Here is a 22,150-nt window from a genome sequence, read left to right as displayed (position 1 = left end):
TGAATATGCCCTCCCCGGGTGCACAGGAGAGATGAACCTCCAGAACGATACTGACTCTCTTGCGCTTCCCGGGAGATGCCTCTTGTAAAGTTAAAGAAAGATTCAATAAGAACTGAGAAAAAGGCTACTAAAGGAGTCCAGTATGGTCGCCGCTCAAGAAACAACGCTCCAAGAACTGCTGGAGGGGACCAAACAGTACCTGGTTCCGCTGTACCAGCGCCCCTACCAATGGGGGAAAAGCCAACTGGAACAGCTGTGGGGTGACATCGTCGAACTTACTGAGGATCGAGCTGAAGGGTACCGTTCCACCCACTTCATCGGATCCCTGGTCCTGGCTCCTCCGCCCGCCTCGCTAGCTGGTGGCGTCACCACGTTCCTTGTTGTCGATGGCCAGCAGCGATTGACCACGCTGTCGCTGCTTCTCGCGGCCATCCGGGATCATATTGATGATCAGAACCCCGGGGAGAATGCCGGGGAGGAAATCAAGAACCGCTTTCTTGTCAACCAGTACAAAAAGGGCAGGGACCATATCAAACTTGTCCCTACGCAGGCGGATCGGTCTTCTTTCAACGCCGTGATCAAACGTTTGCCAGATAGCGGCGGACAAGACACCATCGGCACGGCTTACCGGTTCTTTCGCAGTCAGCTCACCATGTTTGATGATCCAGATATCGCCGAAGACATCCAGACCCTCCAGGAAGCGGTCATCGAAGGGTTGGCATTGGTATCGATCAGCACTCACCCGGATGATAATGTGCACCGCATTTTCCAGTCCTTGAATAACACGGGCTTGAAGCTGACCCAGGGTGACCTGCTCAGAAACTACATCTTCATGCGCCTTCCCGAGAGTGATGAGGAAGCGTACGAACGTTACTGGCATCCGTTGCAGGAAAAACTCGATAACGACCAGATCGAACAACTCTTCTGGATCGACCTTGCCAAGGACAATCCGACTGTGAAAGTCAGCGACACCTTTATCTTCCAACAGCGACGCTTGGATCACCTGACCACCGAAGCTGAAATCCACGCAGAGTTGTCCCGTTTGAATCAGCTTGCCTCGCTCTACCAGTTGATACTGCACCCGGAGTTGGAGGGTAACCCTCAGATCCGGCTTCGTCTGCGCCGGTTGAAAGAATGGGCTGCTACGACACCACACCCACTGGTTCTCGAGTTACTGCACCACCGAGCAGTCGGCAACGCAGCAGATGAGGAATTGGCTCGCGCACTACTCACGGTTGAGTCCTATCTCATCCGGCGGCTTCTGGTGGGCCGGCCTACGCAGGGGCTCAACCGGATCTTCCGGACAGCGGTCTCCATCGTGACCGGTGAAGAACCCATCGATAAACAGGTCAGCAGGTTCCTTTCCACAGGACAACGTCATTTCACTGCCGATGATGAACTGCACAGTGCGATCATGAATAATCCGTTCTACCGCAGTGGTAGAGCCAATCATCGGCATGCCTTCCTGCGGTGGTTGGAAGAGGAATTCGGCTCCCAGGAGCCTGTTGATACCTCAAAGCTGACCATTGAACATGTCATGCCGCAGACCCTGACCCCGGAATGGCGCAGTGCTCTTGAGGCGGCGTGTCCCGGGCAAGATATTGAGGAGGTACACGACCTCACCCAGCACACCCTCGGAAACCTCACGCTCACCGGCTACAATAGTTCTTTAAGCAACCACAGTTTCGATTGGAAACGGGCAGAAATGCTGAAGTCCGGGGTGCGTCTCAGCGCCTCGATTGCAGAGCAGAAACAATGGGGCCCCGACCAGATTCACACTCGTGCTGAACAACTCGCCGAGATCATTATCAATGCGTGGCCTGGACCCCGGCACAAGGATGCCACCACAGGAGACATTGCCCCTGTCTGGCGTAAGCTGAGAAACATTCTCACCGCACTTCCTGCAGGAAGATGGACAAGTTATGGGAATATCGCTGCCGCTATCGGCACTGCCGCTCAGCCGGTTGGTAATTATATCGCGGTTAATCCTCTACCTAATGCGCATCGGGTTATGCGCAGCAATGGTGAGATATCCGCTAATTTCCGATGGCTGAATCCGGAAGATAAAACAGATCCCCGCACCTTGTTAGAAGATGAGGGGGTGAGTTTCACCAAGGCGGGCAACGCACATACAAAATTACGCCTGTCCGTGGAGGAATTAACGGAGTTGTTAGAACTCACAGAAGGTGACGCAGCATACTCCTATATGGATATTGAGCAGAGGATTTACCATAATGAGTAAATCTAGAAAGAAGCAGAACCGCCGAAATAAGAAACCTTTTGATAAAGAAGCGTATCTTAATAAGTTAGAAGATAGCGCGCGTAAAGATATGGATAAATCACGTGCAATGATCGAAGAAGGCTTGACGGCGGGGCAGCGCCGAACCGGGCGAGAGAAATCCCCCAGTGCGTACAGATCAACGCGCTACTCGTAAGGGCTACCATCCCATCGCTCTCAAAGGTATTAGGACCCCGTCATGAGCGGGGTAATGGTGGGAGCTCCTCATGCCATGCCGGGTTATAGGGTGGCATACTCAGGACAGAAGTTTGAGAATGAGAACTCAATAAACAAGATACTGTCTCCCAGATCCCACATCGGAATGCTCTCCTTGACGATGCTGAGCACTTCCGGGTGGCCTATACCATTGTTAAATGATCGACATACTGACTTCGCTGCGTTTGTCAGCGGAAGTGCTGGTGAGATTCCCTACGGTAATGTCCCGGCCCTTCATCTGGTTGAGCAGGTTTCCTTCCAGTGCCCCCAGGGTTCATCTGTGTTCCAGGGGTTGGTTGTAGATTCGACCTTGGTGTAACGCTCAGTGCTGAAGGTCATGGAGGGTAAGAAGCTGGTTTCTTGGCTAGCGCCGGTGTCTGCTGTGGCGCAGATGCAATGCACCACAGCGGCCCTTCCTTCTTTGGAAACCTCGCTCTTGGAATTCCCCTCCTCTTCCTTGAGTTTGCCCCGGAACCCGGTGAGCTTCTGGCCGAGGAAGAAATTGCGCCACACACTCATCTGGCCGACCACCGCCAGATCCTGGTAGACGGCGGCGATACCGGCTGCGATGGCTGCCCGGGGCGTCGCAAAGCGCACCTCTTCCCCGGCCACCCGCATCGTGCCCGCCGAGGCGGGGTGCAACCCTGAAGATGCCCACCCAGCACTCCCCCAAATCTCCGCTAGACTTCTCCTCCGGGTTGGTGCCGCACACTGCCTCTGTCTCCCCACCAAGGGGCCCTTTCTCATAGAGGTACACATATGTCCCCCAGCTCTGCCACGAACCCCGCCGAATCAGCGTCGATTCCCGGCCCCGTGAAGATCGTCCTGGGGGTGCTGGTCTTCACCGCTTTCGTGATGATGCTCAATGAGACCACTCTTGCGGTGGCACTGCCCTCGATCATGGCGGACTACGATATTTCCGCCGCAACCGCCCAGTGGTTGCTCACCGGTTTCATGCTGACCATGGCGGTGGTTCTGCCGACCACCGGCTGGCTGCTGGAACGTTTCACCACCCGCGGGGTGTTCATCTTCGCCACCGCCATTTTCCTCATCGGCACAGTCATCGCCGCGCTGGCCCCTTCCTTCGCGCTTCTGCTGCTGGCCCGGGTGGCGCAGGCGATCGGTACCGCCATTGTCATGCCCCTGTTGATGACGGTGGCGATGACCCTGGTGCCGGCGCAGCGTCGTGGCACGGTGATGGGTCTGATCGCCGTGGTCATGGCGGTCGGCCCTGCCCTGGGCCCCACGGTGGCGGGTGTGGTCCTGAGTTTCACCACCTGGCACGGCATTTTCTGGGCCATGGTGCCGTTGGTGGCCATTGCTGCTGCGGTCGGTGTGTTCAAGCTGATCAACATCGGCGAGCCGAAGTCCACTCCCCTGGATCTGCTCTCGGTAATTCTCTCGGTTTTCGCTTTCGGCGGTCTGGTTTATGGCCTGAGTTCAATCAGCGTCATCCTTGCGGGTGGGCAGCAGGCCATTAACGCCCTGATCATCCTGGCGGTCGGTCTGGTCGGTCTGGCTCTTTTTGTCTGGCGTCAATTGACGGAAGGAAGGAAAGGCCGCGCGCTGCTGGATCTGCGTCCCCTCGCGGTCCCCAACTTCACCTTCTCCCTGATCGTGCTGCTCAGTCTTTTCGGCGCGATGCTCGGTGTGCTCAACACCCTCCCCCTGTATCTCCAGGGTTCTTTGCTGCTCACGGCCCTGGTCACTGGTCTGGTGTTGATGCCGGGAGGTCTGATCGAAGGTGTCCTCTCCCCTGTCTTCGGTCGTCTCTTCGATCTGCATGGCCCCCGCCCCCTGATCACCCCGGGCATGATTCTGGTGGTCGGTAGTCTCTTCTGGCTGGCCACCGCCAATGAGAGTTCCAGTGTGTGGATGATCGTGGCGATCCACATCATCTTCTCCATCGGTTTGGCGGCGCTCTTCACCCCGCTGATGACCACCGCCCTGGGTTCACTCCCCAAGGAGCTCTACGGGCATGGATCCGCGATCCTGAATACGCTTCAGCAGCTGGCCGGTGCGACTGGCACGGCGCTGATGATCACCATCTACAGCAGCGTCAGCTCCACCGCCCGGGAGGCTGGTGTCCCAGAGACCACCGCACTTGCCGACGGCGCGAACTCGGCCTTCCTCGCTTCCGCCATCGTCGCGGTGGTGGCGCTGGTGTTCTCCTTCTTCATCACCCGGGTTCCCGCTGGCACCGGCGGTTCCGAGACCAGGACCATCATCGAGCAGGAACCCCACAACTAGAAAAATCCTCTTCCCACCAGGGGGAAGAGGATTTTCTTCTAAGGGAAGCTATCAGCCCACCGGGGCCGGGGCTGGCTCGGCCTCGACAACCTTCCGGGGGACGTTGTACTTGGGCTTCTCCACCGCGATGATGCCGATTCCGGCGATCACACAGAGGACAACGAAGTAGGTGGCCACGTTGTAGCTGCCCCAGCCATTACCCAGGGTGACCAGCCAGGTGGACATGATCGGAGCGACACCGGCACCGAGAATGGAACCGACCTGGTAGGAGACGGAGACACCGGTGTAGCGGTCCTCCGGGGCGTACTTGTCGGCGAGGAAGGCACCAACCGGGCCGTAGATGGATGCCTGGATGATCGGGTTACCCACGATGAAGCCCAGCCCGATCAGCCAGACGTTACCGGAGGTGAAGAGCATGAACATCGGGAAGACCAGGGAGATGGAGATGACTACGCCGATGAGCATGATGCGACGGCGGCCGAAGCGGTCCGAGAGCATGGCGAAGGCGGGGATCGCGAAGATGTGGAGGAAAGATGAGAAGGTCAACAACATCAGTGCGTCCTGGCGTTCAATCGCACCGGACTGCACCACGAAAGGAACCACGAAGACGGCGAGCAGGGCCTGCATGAACAGCGGGGCGGCAATGGTCAGCGAGGCGAAGATGGTCTGCTTCGGGTAGACGGTGAAGATACGCTTCATCGGAACGCCGGTGGCGGTCTGGCCAGCCCTGCGGGCCTCCTCGAACTCCGGGGATTCGGTGAGGCTGTAGCGCATGTACAGACCGATGATCACCAGGACTGCGGAGAGCAGGAAGGGAACGCGCCAACCCCAGGAGAGGAACTGGTCTTCCGGCAGACCTGCGAAGAGGGCGAGCACCAGGGTGGAGAGCACGGCACCGGCGGGGGCGCCGGCCACGGCGATGGAGGCCGCGAAACCACGGGAACCAGCCTTGGAGTGCTCAGCCGCCATCAGGGTGGCACCCGCCCACTCGCCGCCCACCGCAATGCCCTGGATCACCCGGAGCGCGACTAGGAGGATCGGGGCGGCGATACCGATGGTGGCATAGCCTGGCAGCAGTCCGATCGCGATGGAGACCACACCCATGATCATCAATGTGACGAAGAGGACGTTCTTGCGGCCGTACCTGTCACCCAGGTGCCCGAAGAGGAGGCCACCGACCGGGCGGGAAAGGTAACCGGCAAAAAGGATGACGTAGGAGAGGATCATTCCAACGAAGGGATCGATCGAATCATCGAAGAAGACGTAGGGAAAGACCAGGCCGGCCGCCGCTCCATAGAGGAGGAAGTCGTAGTACTCGACGGTGGAGCCGAGGAAACTGGAGATCAGGACCTTGCGGCGCTGTTTGTCTGTGGGCTGCGGTGTCGCGGCACCGGGGTTGGTGACATTGGCGATGGTGGCCACGGGGGCACTCCTCATGATGAGTGGTTAGTTATTCAGATCACACCGAATGGGACGAGTTGATTCCATCTCATTAGCCACATCACAACAATGGATGTTTCATCATGCGGAACACATAGCTTCCTAACAGGGGAATTAGAATGGCAATTTTCCACTCCCAGGGAATTAATCCAGGGTTATGCGAAAGCGCCTGAGAGAAGCATGAGCCCCACACCCACCTTTTTAGACAGCTCAAAACCAAAAAGGGAGGATCGGGTGAAACTTCAGCTCAGCCCCTCAGTTCATGCCCCAGAGCGTCCAGCTCTCCCCCACCAGCCATCTGCAGGGTCAGCTCCTCCAGACTCACCTGGCCGCGGGAGGCATCCAGGACCTGCTTCCCCAGGCTCAGGATCAGAAAATGGTCCCCCACCAGATAGGCATGATGCGGGTTGTGGGTGATGAAGATGACCCCGATCCCCCGGTCCCGGGCGGCCGCGATAAACTTCAGCACCATCCCGGACTGTTTGACCCCCAGCGCCGCGGTGGGCTCATCCAGGATAAGCACCTTCGCCCCGAAGTAGATGGCACGTGCAATGGCCACCACCTGACGCTGGCCCCCGGAAAGTGATGCCACCGGCACATCCACGCTGCGCAGGTCAATGCCCATCTCGCGGAGCTGCTCATCTGCGATACGTCGCATCTCCTCTTCCTTCAGTTTGCCCAGGAACCCGGTGAGCTCCTGACCGAGGAAGAAATTGCGCCACACACTCATCTGGCCCACCACCGCCAGATCCTGGTAGACGGTGGCGATACCGGCTGCGATGGCTGCCCGGGGCGTCGCAAAGCGCACCTCTTCCCCTCCCACCCGCATCGTGCCTGCCGAGGCGGGGTGCAGCCCGGAGAGGATCTTGATCAGTGTGGACTTACCGGCACCATTGTCACCGAGCACGCAGGTGACCTCACCGGCACTGACTGACAAGTCAACGTCTTCGAGTGCGCGGTAGGCGCCGTAATCCTTGGAGATGCCCTCCAGCTCAATCAGTGCGCTCATGACCTCTCCTTGTTGAACTTCTCGAAGCTGTTGTTGCTCAGGACCGCAAAGAGCAGCATGCCGCCCAGGAAGAACATGAACCAGTCCGGGTTCCAACCGGCGTAGACGATGCCCTGGTTGACCATGCCGAAGATCAGCGCGCCGATGGCGGTGCCGATCACGGTGCCGCGGCCACCGGTCATGGAACAGCCACCGATGACGGCGGCGATGATGTAGAGGAATTCATTGCCCACACCCTGCCCGGCCTGGATGGAGTCGAACATGAAGAGGTTGTGCATGCCGATGAACCAGGCGGCGAAACCGACGAACATGAACAGGATGATCTTCACCCTTTTGACCGGGACACCGATCGCCCGGGAAGCATCCTCATTACCGCCGACGGCGAAGATCCAGTTGCCGAACTTCGTCTTGTAGAGCAGGTAGCTGCCCAATGCCACGAAGAGGATCCACCAGAAGACGGTGACCTGGACATTGACACCGAAGATGTTCACCGAGCTGGCGAACACCGCCTTTGCAGAGGCGAAACCCTCCATGTCGGAGATGATCGGGGTGGCCACCGCACCGGTGATCAGCTTGGTCACCGCCAGGTTCAGTCCTTGGAGCATGAGGAAAGCTGCCAGGGTGATCAGGAAGGAGGCGATCTTCGTCTTCGTCACCAGGTAACCGTTGAAGAAGCCGATGGCCAGGGAGATCAGCAGGGAGATCAGTGCCCCCACCCAGGAATTCAACCAGAGGTTGTAGTTGAGCATCGTCGCGGCCAGGGCCGCCGTGGTTACGGCGACACCTGCCGAGAGGTCGAACTCATTGCCGATCATCAACAGTCCCACCGCCACCGCCATGATGCCGATGGTGGAGCTGGCGTAGAGCACCGTGGCGAAGGAGTCGAAGGAGCGGAAGGCCGGGGCGACGATCATGAAGACCGTGAAGATGATGATCGCGCCGAGCAGGCTGGTCAGCTCAGGTCTTTTGAGGAGGTTCTTGATCTGGCTCACCGCAGACCCTCCTGGGCGGCATCGGCGATCTGGTCGACATTGGTGGCGTCGACAAAACTGGGTCCGGTGAACACGGGGCGGCCACCGCCGACGGTGCTGCCGTTGCGGTGCGCCAGCCAGATGGCGTCGATGGCCAGGTAACCCTGCAGGTAGGGCTGCTGGTCGATCGCCCACTGCACCTTGTCATTGCGGATGGCCTCCACCAGCTGGGCGTTGGTGTCGAAGGTGGCGATCTTGGCTTCAGAGTTCGCGCCCTCCGCCGAGTTGGCGGCGGTCAGCGCGACCGGGGCGACCAGACTCATGATCCAGTCGATGGAGGTGTCCTGGGAAAGTTTGGCCTGGAGCGTGGACTGCACCGAGGTCAGGTCCATTCCGTTGACATAGATGCTCTCCACTTCGGTGGCACCCCCTGCGCCCTCCGCGACACCGGCGCAGCGATCCTCCTGGGAGGAGTTGCCCTGCTCGTGGATCACACAGAGCACATGCTCCGCGCCGTCCTCGGCGAGTCTTTCCCCGGCGCGGGTGCCGGCGATCTTCTCCTCCTGGCCGAAGAAGCCGCTGAGCCCGAATTCCGCATAACGCTCCATGCCGGCGTTGAGGCCGACCACCGGGATCCCGGCGTCGACGGCACGTTGCGCGGCCGGGCCCAGGGCATCAGCATTGGGCATGGTGACGGCCAGCCCGTCGACCTGAGAGTCAATGGCAGACTGGATGAGGTTGGCCTGGTTGGGGGTTTCCGGGTCAGCGGAGTAGCGCAGCTCGATGTTGTTCTTGCGTGCGGCATCCTCCGCCCCCTTGCGCACCAGGTCCCAGAAGGTGTCTCCTGGCGCGCCGTGGCTGACCATCGAGACGACCAGGCGTGGCGTGTCGACGGTCCCGCCTCCCTCGCTGCCGGCGGTGTTGCGCGGGGCGCCACCGGTGGAGGAGCAGCCGGTGAGGACGAGGGCGGTGGCCAGCACTGCGGCGGCAGCTGCCTTGAAGCGGACAGTCTTTGAAATGATCTTCACAATAGTGAGTTTGCGCAGGTCAAGGGTATAAGTCAAACTCTGGAGAGAGCTTCATGATCGATTCAGAGGGATCTTGCAGGGGCGATGGTTTAAGCCGCTTCTTATCAGCGAATGCTGCGTTGGATGGCGAAGGCCAGGAGCTTCAGGGGACTGCCGTGGAGGAACCTCAGTGCGGCTTCCTGGGGAGCCCCAGGCAGATTGTCCACGAAGTTCGTCTTTATCCACTTGCTGATCAGGGGAGCCATCACACCTATCTTTGCCACGGGCAGGCCTCGTTTGTCTACCTGTTTCGAGAGGAAGACCATGAGAGTGGTCCAGGCCATGAGAAGCCCCCTGTCGACCAGCGGATTATTCACCAGCCCCTGTGCCACCTCCGCGGTTTTCACGACATGCAGTAGATTCCTGGCCTGCTTTCTCCGCTTCTCCCGGTTGTCCACCGGTACTTCACGGAGGATGGCCAGGGACATCGCGTAGAGCGCCACCACATCCATGAGGTCCATTGCCTGGGTATCCATGTCGATGACCTGCCCGGAGGCCTGGTCCAGGAATTTGCGGTGGAGCCGGGCCTCAATGCCTTTGTCATCATCATGGGGATAGGCGGTCTTGAGTTCCCCGATGTTCTCGATGGCCGGGGTGAGCATCTTCTCGAAGTGCTCCCCGTAGGCTGCCGCCAGGGCTTCCTCATCGAATTCCCCGATGAGTTCCTCCCCCGAATCATCCGGGGCCTCTGCCTCGATATCTTCGCTGCCGCTGCCCCGCCGCATGTTCATGAAGGGGGTGTAGAGCTGTGTCACCTGGATCAGCCTTTTGAGGGTTCCCTGGTGTTTCAACTTCCCCAGGAAGGAGGGGTCATACTCCTCCAATTCCTGCTGCAGTTCCTTCAGGCCCTCCACCAGTCGGAGATCCTCACGGCGGTTGTCCAGCATCAGCACCAGAAGTTCCGTGATGGCATCCCGTGTTTCGGTGGCGCTGCGGAATTCCGGGGATCGGACCTTGGCCAGGATATTGCCGGCGATGACTTCCTCGGCGGCCACCAGCAGCGCGATCTGCTGGGCCCACCCCTCCGGCTGAAGTGCCACTTTCATCAGCTCCGGCAGGGTCTCCGGGTTGGCGGCGGCGACTCCGGCGGCCCCGAAGGCCACCTTGTTCCGCAGGGAGGCAACCACCCCACGCAGCTGCTCGATTTCTTCATCGCTGGTGCTGGGCTCCCTGCGCCGCAGGGCATGCAGCTCGTTGAGCAGTGGTTCTCCGCTGAAGCTGAAGCGCCCCAGCTTATCGACGGCCGCCTGATTCATCCCCGGCGCGGCATCGGCGATGTCCTGCATCCGCATCTCCCAGTAGCTGGCGCAGGCCTCCACGATCAGCGCTCTTTCAGCGGGGTTGTGGGCCGCCTGCCCCTGCCCCGCCAGGCCTGGATGGGAGGTGGTGTCATTGACGAAGAGGGAAGCCACCGCATTCTCGGGGACACCGCCACCTATATTGAGCCGGGCCAGACCGGTGCGAATTTCACTGAGGGGGATCCGCTCCGCGAAGGCGTGGCCGAGGATCTCCCAGGTGGTGATCGCATACTCAGGTCCGATCGCCAGGAGGACGGGGCCATCAGAGAAGGTCAGTGGGCCGGGTGTCGCCATCGCGGAAGTCATACCCTGATTTTTGCATGCCCCGGGGATAAATACCCGGGAACGAGGTAGGACCTCAGGGGTGGCGGTGGCGTCGTAGAGCAGCGTCGTAGATGCGCTGATAGACCTTGACCAGCCCGCCGACGGCGAAGGCCGCGAAAACGGTTCCTTCCCGCACCCCCACCACATGGCCGACGAAGACCAGGGAGATGATGATCGCCAGCACCACCAGTGACCAGTCGAAGCACTGCTTCACGGTGCCGAAACGCCATCTGGTTGCCATGGCGATGGCGACCACAATTCCCTCCCCCGGGGCGTAGAGGATCTTCGGCAGCACCTGGGTGAAAACCCCCAGGGAGACCAGGACCATGCCAATCAGCACCATCAGCCACTGGCTGAGGTAGTTTCCCGGCTGGATAAAGGCGGTCATCGCCAGGGAAAGGTCACAGAGCCCACCGAAGACGAAGGCCACCAGGAACTGCCAGAGCTGGAAGGGGGCGAATCTCCGCCGCAGGATGAGCATCTGCAGAACCACGAAAAGCAGGCTCAGCAGGATCGTGGAGATCCCGAAGGAAAGGGAGGTGGCGGCGGCGATGGCGGCCGGAACAGTGGAGATCGGGGTGGTACCCAGGTTGGCATGCACGGTAAGCGCGATACCCACCGTCATGACCCACACCCCGAGGAAGAACAGCAGCCACCGGGTGGTCTTGCTGTAACGCCGGGCGGGATCTGTGGAGTTTTTGTCGAGGGCCATGATCTATAGTTCTACAGCTCAGCAGCCCACCCAGGGCTCTTAAGGGGGTGCTGAGCTGCCCTGCTCATCGCAGTCAGATGCCGGAGGTTGCCGGTTTAACCCTCATGTTTCAGGGCCCTGGGATCAGCGGCATTCAGTTCCCTACTCCGCCCAGGCCGCGAAGTAGGCGGTGTTCACACCCACCGTGCTCGGCGGCGGGAAGGTTTCCCCTGATATTCCCAGTTCACCGAGCTTGACGGTCCACTTTTCACCGCTGCGGTCCACGCCGAAGGCGTCGTCCCCGCTCTGGGAGACCAGGACAACCTCGGGGCCACGGTCGCAGCTATAGGAACCGACGTAGTCATCATTGCGGAACCCCCAGGCCCCACCGGTGCGGACGGTGCATGTCCGGCCGTCATCCAGTTTCAGCGCCCAGGGACCGGGTTCCCCGGTGGTGCTGTCATGGAGTTCAAAAGTTAAGTCCAAGGCCCGGATTTCGTTGCCGAAGGGGCCGAGGGGACAGTAGAAGATTCCGTCTGCGGCCGCGAAGCAGACGGGTGCGGACAGTGCGCTGGGGCCACAGCTGTAGATGCCCTCATCCACGGCAACCGGGGAATCCCCGCACCAGGTGTCCAGGGATTCGCTCTCCGAGATCTGCCAGCCGGCCTGCAACTGCCCGGCGCGGTTGACCGGGGAGATATACCTGATCTGGGTCTGTCCCGCGCTGATCTCCGATTGTTCTGCGGCGCTGGGGTCCTCCACTGCGGTGCTGGGGCCGGGTTCTGTCGGGGGTTCGGTCTCGGCACTCATCGGGGCGGTCACCGTCACCACTGTTTCTTCCGCTGACCTGGTGCCCCCGGGTTGGGAACGTAGCACGAAGGTGATGGTGGCGGCGAGAATCACCAGCAGCACAATGATGAGGACAACCAGCGCCGCAACTATGCCGCGCTGACTGGAAGATGTGGGCATCCGGGGAGCTCCTCAGGGCCAGGGGATCAGGGGCGCAACGGGGCGCCTCATCACCAGTGAGCTTAGTCCCTGGCCTGAGTCATTTAGCCCAGGCGGCGTAGTAGATGGCGGCCAGGCCCATGGCGCTCGGGGGCGGGAACTGTTCCCCGACGGCCCCCAGTTCCCCGAGGGAGACGGTCCACTTCCCATTGGGATCCACGGTGAAGAGAACATCATGCTGACCGCCGGTGGAGAGCACAAATTCTTCCCCCGTATCGCAGCTGTAGGTACCGAAGTAACCGTCATCCCGGGTTCCCCAGGCCCCTCCCTGGCGGATGGTGCATTCGCGACCATCGTCAAGCTCCAGGCCCCAGGGATAGGGCTGGGTGAATTGGGTGCCATCGCTTTCGCCCATGATCTTCAGCAGACGGTACTGCCTGCCGAAAGGGCTGAGGGGGCAGAAGTAGGCCTCGGTGGGGTGATTGTAGAAGCAGGCCATTGCCGCCAGGGCGCTGGGGCCGCACTGGTAAATGCCGTCCTCCACCGCTACTGGGGAGCGGTTGCAATTATCCTCCAGGGAATGTGTCTCTCCGGCTTGCCGCCAGCCCGGCTGAATCTCTCCGTCGCGGCTGATGGGTGAAACATAGCGGATCACGGTGGTGTCAGAGCTGGGTTGCCCGGAGCCCTGGGCGGGCATGCTGAGGGTGGGACTGCTCTGCCCGAACTTCTCAGTCTCTCCCGGTTGGGCGCAACCGGCCATCAGGAACATGAGCACGGAGATGAGTGTCGCAATAGCGGTCCGCCGCGGCCCTGGGGCGGTAGGAGTGGGCATCCGGTACTCCTCAAAGGTGGATCAACGCAGCTCATAGCAACTTCCTGAGGGTTGATCCTAGACCTGGTCCGGGGTAGCGCAATAGACATCATCTCCCCTGCCCCGAGCCCCTGGGGCAGCACCTTTTGAGCGGATCGGTCCATCTGCCCGGTCGGGAGGGCGTCGGATAAGCGTTATTTGAAGCGGGAAACCGCGAGCAGGCCGGCGAGCAGGAAGACCACCGGCAGCAGCAGGGCGTTGCCCATGGCCGCACCGAAACTAAAGCTATCCACGCCCATCTGCATCACCGCGCCCAAGGCTGCCGCGCCCACCACCGCACCGACCTGGCGGGCGGTGTTGTAGACACCGGAACCTGCACCCACCAGCTCCGGGGGGAGGTCACGCATGGAGATCGTCGAGTTCGGGGACCAGCACATGGCGTTGGCCAGGCCGAGCAACACGATGGCGATCAGCAACCAGGCGGGGGTCACCTGGAGGTGCATGAGGATGCCGAAGAGTGTCATGGCGGCGATCATCGCGGAAAACCCGATTTTGGAGATCAGGCCCGGGGCGATCTTGTCGGTGAGCCGCCCCAGGACGGGGGCCATGATCACGGAGATCACCCCCATCGGCACCAGCATCAGGCCGGCGGTTTCCGCGCGCATCCCCTGCCCCACCTGGAGGTAGAGCATGATCGGCAGGTTCACGGAGTAGACGGTGAAACCCAGCATCCCCACGGCGAAGGCACCGAGGGAGAAGTTGCGGTATTTGAAGAGCCCGAGGGGAACTAGTGCCCTGGGGTTGTTGCGCTGCATCCTGATGAAGAGCAGGAGTGCCGCGACACCCAGGGCCAGCACCACCCAGACCCACCAGGTCCAGCCGAGTTCGGGGCCCTGCTGGAGGGAGAAGACCACGGCGAGCACCGCGATGAGTGAGACCAGCCCAGAAAGCAGGTCGATGCGGCTGGTGCCGGTGGGCAGTTTGGGCACATAGCGGGCGACCATGACCAGCGAGATCAGGCCCAGCGGAACATAGACGAAGAACACCCACCGCCAGCCGACTGTCCCCACCAGCACGCCGCCGATGACGGGGCCGAAAAGACCTGCTGAACTGGCGACCGCGCTCCACACCCCGGTGGCGGCACCCCGACGGTTGTGGGCGAAGATGCGGTGGATGATGCTCAAGGGCTGGGGGTTGATCAGGGAACCACCGAAACCCTGGACCGCCCGCAGCAGGATCAGCCATTCAATGGTGGGAGCCTGGGAACAGGCGAAGGCGGCCAGGGTGAAGATGGCCATGCCGATGAGGTAGATATTGCGCTGCCCATAACGGTCCCCCAACCGGCCGGTGATCAGCAGCGGCACCGCGAAGGTCAGCAGGTAGATGGCGGACACCCAGACCACCTGGTTGATGCTGGCGCCCAGCTCCTCGCGGATCCGGGGCAGAGAAACCGCCACCAGGGACTGGTCGAGCAGGGTGACGAAGAGTCCGATGCACAGTGCCGCCAGTGCCTTCCAGGCCTGCTTCTCGGGGATCGCGCCCCGTTGTCCGGCCTGGGGCAGGGTCTTCTCCCCCACCTACTTCACCTCTTCGGGAATGTGGATCTCTTCCTTCTCCAGGGTCTCCCGGCCGAAGCTCCAGGCGAGTGCCGCCAGCAGGCCGATCACCCCACAGAGCAGGAAGCCCCAGCGGAAGCCCAGGGCCTCCGCGATGACACCGACGATGATGGGGCCGGTGATGGCACCGAGGTCCTGGGCCATCTGGAAATTGGCCAGCACCTTACCGCCGGCACGCTTGGAGCCGATGACATCCGCCAGGGAGGCCTGCTGCGCCGGGTTGAGGAGTCCGGCGCCGGCACCCGCCACGGCGGAGATCAGCAGCAGCGGCCAGAAGGCGTCAGCGAAACCCATCATGCCGGTGAATACCGCGTTGACCAGCAGCCCGGAGATGATCAGCGGTTTGCGGCCGATCTGATCCGAGAGCCGTCCGGAGAACTGCAGGGCGATGGCGTTACCGGCGGCGAAGGTGGCCATGGCGAAACCCGCGGTGGCACCGCCATGCTCGAAGATGGCGGCGGCGAAAAGTGGCAGGGTGGCCACCCGCACACCGAAGTTGGACCAGCCATTGGCGAAGGCCCCGACCAGGGCGCTGCGGTAGGCGGAGTCCCGGAAAGCCTCGGCGAAGCGCAACGGTGGCTCGGTGTCCCTGCCCCGTTCCTCGGCCGCATCCATCTTGGGCATCTTCCACCAGACCACGAAGGCAGCCAGCGCCACTGAAGCACCGTAGATGGCGAAGGGGATGCGCATTCCCAGCATGGAGAGGGCGGCACCGATGACGGGACCGAAGATATTGCCGATGAGGAAGGCGGAGGCGTAGGCGCTGGAGGCCTTGCCACGGATAGCCGGTGGGGACATCCGCACGATCAGTCCCATCGCGGAGACGGTGAACATGGTCGAACCGATGCCGCCGATGCCACGGAGCAGGAGGATATGCCAGTACTCCTGGGCCAGTGCGACCAGGCCGGTGGTCACGGCCACCATCATCAGGCCGCTCAAATAGACCTTGCGGGAACCGAGTTTATCGATCAGCCGTCCGGAGACCGGGGCGAAGAGCAGGCGGCTCATCGCGAAGATGGAGACCACCGCACCGGCGGCGGCCATGCCCACATCGAAGGACTGGGCGAACTGCGGGATGATTGGGGCGATGAGGCCGTAGCCCACCGCAATAATGAAAGCAGCGGACACCAGTACCCAGATCTCGGTGGGGATGCGGGGCACGGCTTTGGCAGGGTTGTTGATTGCCTGCTGCGGAGTTTGTTGATCTTTCATCATGTCCTCTTCAGGCTAGCCTTTCCCCTGAAAAGTGGCCATTAAGGTGCGTTGGAGTCCCATAACCGCGGCGTGGGGGAAGATGCCGAACTTTCCATATTCGAATCTATGTTCTATCATTTTCTCGCATACATGTTCGCACCGAGTTCTAGGATTCAGGTCATGTTGAAAGTACCGAACTCCCGCAAGCGTCCCTTCTCCCTCTTCTCCGCCGGCAGCACCGCAGTCCCGGATCCGCTCACCGCAGCTGAGCAGATCCGCAGCCGGGAACCGGACACCCTCCACGCACTCACCTCGATCCTGCATCATCCCCGTTCCCTGGCCCGACCCCTGCCAACCTGGCGGCCGCCATCTAAACAACTACCCGCCGTACTCGGTGGCCGGGAACTCAACGCCACTCTGACACGGCACCGCGTGGGGCCGAAGGCCAAGGCCAGGGTGCGGGGATTCGGGGAGACCCGGGAACCGGCCTATGTCATCTCGGTCCGGCTGACCGACCCGCAGGGACGTACCCCCACCCCGGGTCTCGCGGAAGCCTGGATCCGGGCGCTGGTACCTGCAGAACTCATCGACGCTGTGCATGAGATCGGCAGCGGACGTGCCCCCACCTACTGCTGGCTGGTGGATGGGCACCACCTTCCGGTGCGCTCCCCGTCCTCACTCTTCAGCGGGATGGAGAACGCAGCCTAGTTCTCCATTTCCCCTGGGGAGGATTCAGAGCAGAGGGCGGAGCACCTCATGGGCCCATGCCCGGAGTGTGGTGGGAGTGGTGCTGAGGTAGCTCCGGGGGTTCTCCGGAACATAGGCGGGATCAAGCTGTCCCCGGGACATACCCAGAATCGCCTGGATCTGTTTCTCCCCCAACCCCACCGTGTGGAGGTTTGCGGCGACGATTTCCTCCGGGATCTGCTGCGCCTCAATCTTGCGGCCGAGGGTACTGCTCAGGATCTGGGCCACCTCCCGGAAGGAGAGGTCCTCAGGCCCCTGCACCCCCTGGGTGTGCCGACCGTGCCATTCGGTGGACAGCAGCCGGGTGGCCGCCACCTCAGCGATATCGCGGGGAGCCACCCAGGGCATCCGATGGTCGACGGGCAGGGTCGATCCGACCTTCCCCTCCCGTATCGAGTCCAGGTCCATCAGGAGGTTGGTGAAGAAATAACCGCAGCGGAGGTGGGTGATGTTGGTGCCGGTGGCATCGAGAAGTTCTTCCGTGTAGCCGAGCCCGTCGATGTCCCCGAACCCGGCGCGGGCCTCTGCTCCCCCGCTGCTCTGGAAAACCACCCGTGGGATCTGGTTCTCGCGTACTGCGGCAGCTGCGGAACGTCCCATCCGGATATGTCCGGCCACCGGATCATCGTCGAGGGTGGGTGGGTTGACCCAGTGCAGGGCGGTGGCTCCGGCGGTGGCGCGCACCACCGCATTGGTGTCACCCTGGTCTAGTTCGTGGATATCGCAGCGTTCCCGCAACGCAGGGTCGAGTTTGGCGGCATTCCGCAGCAGGAGGGTGGGGCGGATTCCGGCCTGCACCAGCAACTGCGCTACCCGGGAGCCGACATTTCCGGTTGGGGTACTCAGGACGATCTTGGAGGTTGGCTCCTTAATATCCTTCATGCCCGCCCAGGGTACCCCCTGAACCCCGCTCCGGAAGTCCTGGCAGATCCGCACTTCCCCGGCACGGAAAGGCGGACAGCGAAAAAGAGCTGCCGCACAAAGGTGCGGCAGCTCTTTGAGGCAGGCTCAGCGGCGACTACTTGCTGGCCTCCACAGACTCAGGCAGGACATCCTCCGGGTCCTCGGACTCATCATCGAAGTCCTCATCATCGTCTTCGTCTTCATCGTCTTCCTCGTCGAAGTCATCTTCGCCGAAGATGTCGTAGACCTCGGGCTCGTCGAACTCCTCATCATCGAAGGGGACGAGCTGCTCCTCCCAGTCTTCGGCGTGGTCCGCGGCCAGGGAGAGGACGTCGAAGAGGCGGTCGAAGTCGGTGAAGGTGCCCAGGTCGAGCATTTCATCGGTCTCAAGTTCGATGTCGCTGGAAAGCTCAGCGAACATCTTCTGGCGGTCCTCATCGGAGAGCATGTCCTCGCCATCGGCTTCCCAGAGTTCGGAGATGGCCTGGTCGACCAAGTCCTCGAAGCTCTCACCGATGGCGACGAAGGTGACCTCGGCGGTGGGCACACCGTCCAGGACCTCGACCAGGACCTGGAGTTCAGAGTTGGACCCGACTTCGGCCCGGACCAGGTTGGCATTGAGGGCGTCCTGGTAGAACTCCAGCTCCCCGATGCGCTCGTCAGTACCTTCCAGCAGGTCACGCAGGACGGTGATCACCTGGTCGGTGGCCACGTGGCGGGCGACGGTCTCCACTGCTCCCTCGACGCTGAAGACCACCGAGACCAGAACCGCCTCGAAGTCCTCATCATCCTCATCCACATCCGCTGCGGCGATGTAGACATTTGCAGCCGGAAGAAGCGCATCGATTTCAACGAACTGGATTTCCAGGTCGGAGGTGATCGGAACAAACATGGTGTCGTCATTGACGCGGGACTCGATGCCTTCGGCATCCAGGGCCGCCGCGATGTCCTCGAAAAAGCTCATGTCCGGCAAACCTTCCAACGAAACGTGATGAGTGACCGCCACCGGTCGTGACGATCCGTCCCAAGCCTAGCCGGGTCCCTGAGCAAACGCCCACCTATTCCCCGGGTTTGTCTCCCCGAAGTCACCACACCGCCCCGGGCCGGGAAGATCACTCCCAGGGGGACTGATCCACCAGGCCAAGTTCCTCCAGCAGTTCGGGCCGACCATTGCCCCATTCGAGCATGTCGTAGTCCCGCCAGGCGCGGCGCTGAGTGGCCTTCGGGTCGTATTCCACCTGGGATTCCATGTCGAAGACCTTGGTGGCCCGCCCCGGATCCTCCTCCGGGTCGGTGTGGTAGCCCGGCCACCCTTCCCCGGGGTTGCCGTGGTGGATGAAGTTGGCCCAGTGATCCTGCATCTCCTCGGTCAGCTCCTCCAGGCCATCCAGCCCACCCCAGCGGGAAAGACCACGGATGCGGGAGGAGTCAGGATCGCCGAAGATGGCACCGAGCTCCAGGGAGTGCATGGCCCCCAGCCCCAGCCAGCGCAGGGCGGGTGGGGCGTAGTCGAAGCGGTACATCCAGGTCTGGTTGGCCTGGGAGTGGTCCCCGGCGACCCGGACGGTGGGGGCCCAGAAGATGGCGTCGGCAAGCAGTTCCGCGAAGTCGGCGCGGGCCACGGCACCGCCATAGGAGTCCAGCACGGTGGCGGCGTTCTCGGGGTCGAAGGCGGAGAGCAGTCTCCGGGCGGCCCGACCGCGGGCGGAACCCCGGAGGTAGAAGAATTTGCCGAAGCTGGTTTCATCATGGTTGGTGCCGATCAACAGCGGCACCTGCGCCTGCCTGCCCTCCGCGAAGGTGGTCAGGGGATGTTCCGGGAGGGTCCGGCCGTCGACAGTCGGGCCGAAGCAGGGGTTGAGGTGGATCAGTTCCCCGGCACCCCACATCATGGACTGCCCGGCGCGCACCAGGTCCGCCGCTGAGTCCTGCCGGAGGGTGTCGAGGGTGGTTTGTCGGGGATGGGCCATGGTGAAGACGAGTTCGCGGGCCCAGAGGGTGGATTGGGCGCTGGAGTGGAGCATGGCGATCGGTGGGGACTGGGAGATCGCCTGGCGGTAGAGACCGTGGGAGGAGGGGACGCACATCATGGTCAGGACGGAGGCGCCGCCGGCGGATTCCCCCATGATGGTGACATTGTCGGGGTCACCGCCGAAGCTGTCGATATTGTCGTGCACCCATTTCAGGGCGAGCAGCTGGTCCTCGAGGGCGGGGTTGGCCACGCAGTCCTCCCCGAGGCTGCGGAGATCGAGGAATCCGAGGGTGCCCAGCCGGAAGTTCACCGACACATAGACCACGTTCATTCTGGTGGCGAGGTGGTGGCCGCGCAGCATCTGTTCATGGGAGGCCCCCATGATGAAGGATCCGCCGTGGTAGTAGACCACCACGGGTAGTTCCTCATCGGTGTCGGGGCGGACAATGTCGAGGTGGAGGCAGTCTTCGCTGCCGATGATCCGGTCGGTCCAGGAGTAGACGGGTTGGGGGGCATGTGGGCCGTATTCATAGCAGTCCCGGACGCCGTACCAGCCGGGGGCGGGTCGGGGTGCGCGGAAGCGGTTGGGGCCGGAGGTGTCTGCCCCGAAGGGCACGCCTTTCCAGGTGCGGATTCCCAGGTCCGGGTCAACAGCCCCGCGTACATATCCGGAGGTCGTTGCGGCGACCGGGCCGGGGGAAAAGGAACTGTCGTTCATACCTCCACGGTAGTTGCGTTTAGGGTGGGAGTCATGGTCAATCAAGTCGATCGCGAAACCACCCTCTGTATTTCCCTGGCGGCACGCCCCGGAAACCACGGTGTGCGCTTCCACAACTGGCTCTATGACAGGTACCAGCTGAATTTCCTCTACAAGGCCTTCGCCCCGGAGGACATCACCGCCGCAGTCGCCGGCATCCGGGGCCTGGGCATCCGTGGGGCGGGGGTGTCCATGCCCTACAAGGAGCAGGTGATCCCCCTGCTCGATGCCCTGGATCCCTCCGCGGAGCGGATCCGCTCGGTCAACACCATCCTCAACGAGGGGGGTGACCTCATCGGCTACAACACCGACTATCTGGCGGTGGCGCAGTTGATCCGCGAGGTGGACCCGACCCTGCCGGTCACGGTCCGGGGTTCGGGTGGGATGGCTAATGCGGTGGTCGCCGCCCTGAGCGATCACGGCATGTCCGGCACCGTGGTGGCCCGCAACCATGTCACCGGGGCTTCCCTGGCCCGTCGTTTCGGCTGGGAGTTCTCCACCGAGACCCCCGCGGAGGCGAAGATGCTGGTCAATGTCACCCCACTGGGCATGGCCGGCGGCAATGAGGGCGGCACTGCTTTCAGCGAGGCGGAAATTTCCCGGGCCACCCTGGTGTTTGATGTGGTGGCGGATCCGGTACGCACTCCCCTGATCACCACCGCCGAGGAGTGGAACATCCCGTACATCACCGGCGGGGAGGTACTCGCACTGCAGGCCGCGGAGCAGTTCACCCTCTACACCGGGGTGCGCCCCTCCGCCGAGGACATCGCCACCGCAGAGGCCTATGCCACCGAGGCACTCCCGATCAGCAACTGAAACAGTTCCCCACCACAGCGAAGAGAGGTCGATCATGCCACCCAAAGCAGATTCGTACATCACCGATGGGATGGGTTCTGATCCCCAGTCCCTGGAACGCAGCGCCGGCCCCGCCGGACGCATGCTGATCAAGGCCATGGACCGCGCGGTGAGCATGCAGACCTCAACGATCTCCCGCTACGTGGATTTCCTGCGTTCCCAGCACCCGGATCATTCCCCCGCCCAGATCCAGGAGCTGCTGAACAAGCACTTCCGCACCCTGGCCACCGGCAGCGGTGCCGGGGTGGGCGCCTCCGCCATGATCCCCGGCATCGGTTTCCTCACCGGCGCCGCGGCGATCAGCGCGGAGTCGGTGCTCTTCCTCGACGCCGCCGCCTTCTACACCGTCGCCTCCGCCTACCTGCGCGGGGTGGACATCTCCGAACCGGAACGCCGCCGCGCCCTGATCCTGGTGGTGCTGCTGGGCTCCAAGGGTAATGCCCTGACCGACATCCTCGCCGGCGACCTGAAGGAGGGATCCCGGACCCTGCCCCCGGTCAGCACCATCTCCCGCTTCTCCGTGGCCCGCCTGGGTGAGGTGAACAACCGGATGATGCGGATGGCACTGAAACAGGTCACCAAAAAGATGGGTGCCTCCTGGGTGGGCAAAATCATGCCCTTCGGCATCGGCGCGGTCATCGGCAGCGTGGCCAACCGGCGGCTCGCCACCAAGGTCATCGCCAATGCGGCGGAGTCCCTGGGCCCCCTACCTGCACAATTCACCACCCCGGCACCGGCCAAAGGTTCAGTGAAGGAACCGAAGGCAGGTTTCCTCAAACGTTTCCGACGCTAAAGTCGGATAT

General features: G+C 62.0%; 19 protein-coding genes and 1 pseudogene. 6 read left to right on the top strand and 14 right to left on the bottom strand.

Annotated features, from left to right (window positions below; translation table 11 throughout):
* Nucleotides 1-142: 142 nt before the first annotated feature.
* Complete coding sequence (locus tag COCCU_RS05450) at nt 143-2,242, top strand: GmrSD restriction endonuclease domain-containing protein (RefSeq protein WP_156230580.1); 2,100 nt, start codon at nt 143-145, stop codon at nt 2,240-2,242.
* Nucleotides 2,235-2,435: a hypothetical protein gene (locus COCCU_RS05445; RefSeq protein WP_156230579.1), complete on the top strand. Its 201-nt coding sequence runs from the start codon at nt 2,235-2,237 to the stop codon at nt 2,433-2,435. Before COCCU_RS05450 ends, COCCU_RS05445 begins: the two co-directional genes overlap by 8 nt.
* A gap of 506 nt (nt 2,436-2,941) precedes the next feature.
* On the opposite strand, the pseudogene COCCU_RS05435 reads toward COCCU_RS05445, so the two are convergent.
* Nucleotides 2,942-3,142 (bottom strand): annotated as a pseudogene (locus tag COCCU_RS05435) (ATP-binding cassette domain-containing protein); the annotation flags it as partial.
* A 111-nt stretch (nt 3,143-3,253) separates the two neighbouring features.
* On the opposite strand from COCCU_RS05435, the gene COCCU_RS05430 reads away from it, so the two are divergent.
* Nucleotides 3,254-4,744, top strand: coding sequence for an MDR family MFS transporter (locus tag COCCU_RS05430; protein ID WP_156230578.1), 1,491 nt, complete (start codon nt 3,254-3,256; stop codon nt 4,742-4,744).
* A gap of 51 nt (nt 4,745-4,795) precedes the next feature.
* Here the strand turns inward: COCCU_RS05430 and COCCU_RS05425 are convergent, their stop codons facing one another.
* From COCCU_RS05425 to COCCU_RS05380, 10 genes are all read right to left on the bottom strand, one after another.
* Entirely contained in the window at nt 4,796-6,181 is a 1,386-nt protein-coding gene (locus COCCU_RS05425; protein WP_156230577.1) for an MFS transporter, read from the bottom strand.
* A 250-nt stretch (nt 6,182-6,431) separates the two neighbouring features.
* Nucleotides 6,432-7,193, bottom strand: coding sequence for an ATP-binding cassette domain-containing protein (locus COCCU_RS05420; protein ID WP_156230576.1), 762 nt, complete (start codon nt 7,191-7,193; stop codon nt 6,432-6,434).
* Nucleotides 7,190-8,107: an ABC transporter permease gene (locus tag COCCU_RS05415; protein ID WP_231598922.1), complete on the bottom strand. Its 918-nt coding sequence runs from the start codon at nt 8,105-8,107 to the stop codon at nt 7,190-7,192. Before COCCU_RS05415 ends, COCCU_RS05420 begins: the two co-directional genes overlap by 4 nt.
* Before the next feature lie 74 nt (nt 8,108-8,181).
* Entirely contained in the window at nt 8,182-9,192 is a 1,011-nt protein-coding gene (locus COCCU_RS05410; protein WP_197088446.1) for a substrate-binding domain-containing protein, read from the bottom strand.
* A 104-nt stretch (nt 9,193-9,296) separates the two neighbouring features.
* Nucleotides 9,297-10,835 (bottom strand): hypothetical protein, encoded by a 1,539-nt coding sequence (locus COCCU_RS05405; protein ID WP_156230574.1) that lies wholly within the window; start codon nt 10,833-10,835, stop codon nt 9,297-9,299.
* Nucleotides 10,836-10,887: 52 nt separating this feature from the next.
* Nucleotides 10,888-11,565 carry a YczE/YyaS/YitT family protein gene (locus COCCU_RS05400; protein ID WP_156230573.1) on the bottom strand — a complete coding sequence of 226 codons (678 nt, stop codon included), beginning with the start codon at nt 11,563-11,565 and terminating at the stop codon, nt 10,888-10,890.
* Nucleotides 11,566-11,706: 141 nt separating this feature from the next.
* A complete protein-coding gene (locus COCCU_RS05395) occupies nt 11,707-12,513 on the bottom strand; it encodes a hypothetical protein (protein WP_156230572.1) in 807 nt (268 codons plus the stop codon).
* A gap of 79 nt (nt 12,514-12,592) precedes the next feature.
* Nucleotides 12,593-13,324, bottom strand: a complete 732-nt coding sequence (locus COCCU_RS05390; protein ID WP_156230571.1) for a hypothetical protein — start codon at nt 13,322-13,324, stop codon at nt 12,593-12,595.
* Nucleotides 13,325-13,497: 173 nt separating this feature from the next.
* On the bottom strand, nt 13,498-14,880 hold the full coding sequence (locus COCCU_RS05385) for a DHA2 family efflux MFS transporter permease subunit (protein WP_231598880.1): 1,383 nt from the start codon (nt 14,878-14,880) through the stop codon (nt 13,498-13,500).
* Nucleotides 14,881-16,131, bottom strand: coding sequence for an MFS transporter (locus COCCU_RS05380; protein WP_156232614.1), 1,251 nt, complete (start codon nt 16,129-16,131; stop codon nt 14,881-14,883).
* Between the two features lie 162 nt (nt 16,132-16,293).
* On the opposite strand from COCCU_RS05380, the gene COCCU_RS05375 reads away from it, so the two are divergent.
* Nucleotides 16,294-16,821: a hypothetical protein gene (locus tag COCCU_RS05375; protein WP_231598879.1), complete on the top strand. Its 528-nt coding sequence runs from the start codon at nt 16,294-16,296 to the stop codon at nt 16,819-16,821.
* A 24-nt stretch (nt 16,822-16,845) separates the two neighbouring features.
* Here COCCU_RS05375 and COCCU_RS05370 read toward each other — a convergent pair whose 3' ends face one another.
* The 3 genes from COCCU_RS05370 to COCCU_RS05360 all read right to left on the bottom strand — a co-directional run bounded on the left by COCCU_RS05370 (nt 16,846) and on the right by COCCU_RS05360 (nt 20,453).
* Nucleotides 16,846-17,742: an NmrA family NAD(P)-binding protein gene (locus COCCU_RS05370; protein WP_156230570.1), complete on the bottom strand. Its 897-nt coding sequence runs from the start codon at nt 17,740-17,742 to the stop codon at nt 16,846-16,848.
* Between the two features lie 136 nt (nt 17,743-17,878).
* Nucleotides 17,879-18,727: a hypothetical protein gene (locus COCCU_RS05365; RefSeq protein ID WP_156230569.1), complete on the bottom strand. Its 849-nt coding sequence runs from the start codon at nt 18,725-18,727 to the stop codon at nt 17,879-17,881.
* Between the two features lie 148 nt (nt 18,728-18,875).
* Nucleotides 18,876-20,453: a carboxylesterase/lipase family protein gene (locus COCCU_RS05360; protein WP_156230568.1), complete on the bottom strand. Its 1,578-nt coding sequence runs from the start codon at nt 20,451-20,453 to the stop codon at nt 18,876-18,878.
* A gap of 33 nt (nt 20,454-20,486) precedes the next feature.
* On the opposite strand from COCCU_RS05360, the gene COCCU_RS05355 reads away from it, so the two are divergent.
* Both COCCU_RS05355 and COCCU_RS05350 read left to right on the top strand, forming a co-directional pair.
* Nucleotides 20,487-21,308 carry a shikimate 5-dehydrogenase gene (locus COCCU_RS05355; protein ID WP_156230567.1) on the top strand — a complete coding sequence of 274 codons (822 nt, stop codon included), beginning with the start codon at nt 20,487-20,489 and terminating at the stop codon, nt 21,306-21,308.
* Between the two features lie 34 nt (nt 21,309-21,342).
* Entirely contained in the window at nt 21,343-22,140 is a 798-nt protein-coding gene (locus COCCU_RS05350) for a hypothetical protein (RefSeq protein WP_231598878.1), read from the top strand.
* Nucleotides 22,141-22,150: the final 10 nt, after the last annotated feature.

The sequence above is a fragment of the Corynebacterium occultum genome, assembly GCF_009734425.1.
GTDB classification, from domain to species: domain Bacteria; phylum Actinomycetota; class Actinomycetes; order Mycobacteriales; family Mycobacteriaceae; genus Corynebacterium; species Corynebacterium occultum.
Note: the sequence above shows the minus strand (reverse complement) of the source record. Positions and strands in the feature narration are given on the sequence as shown.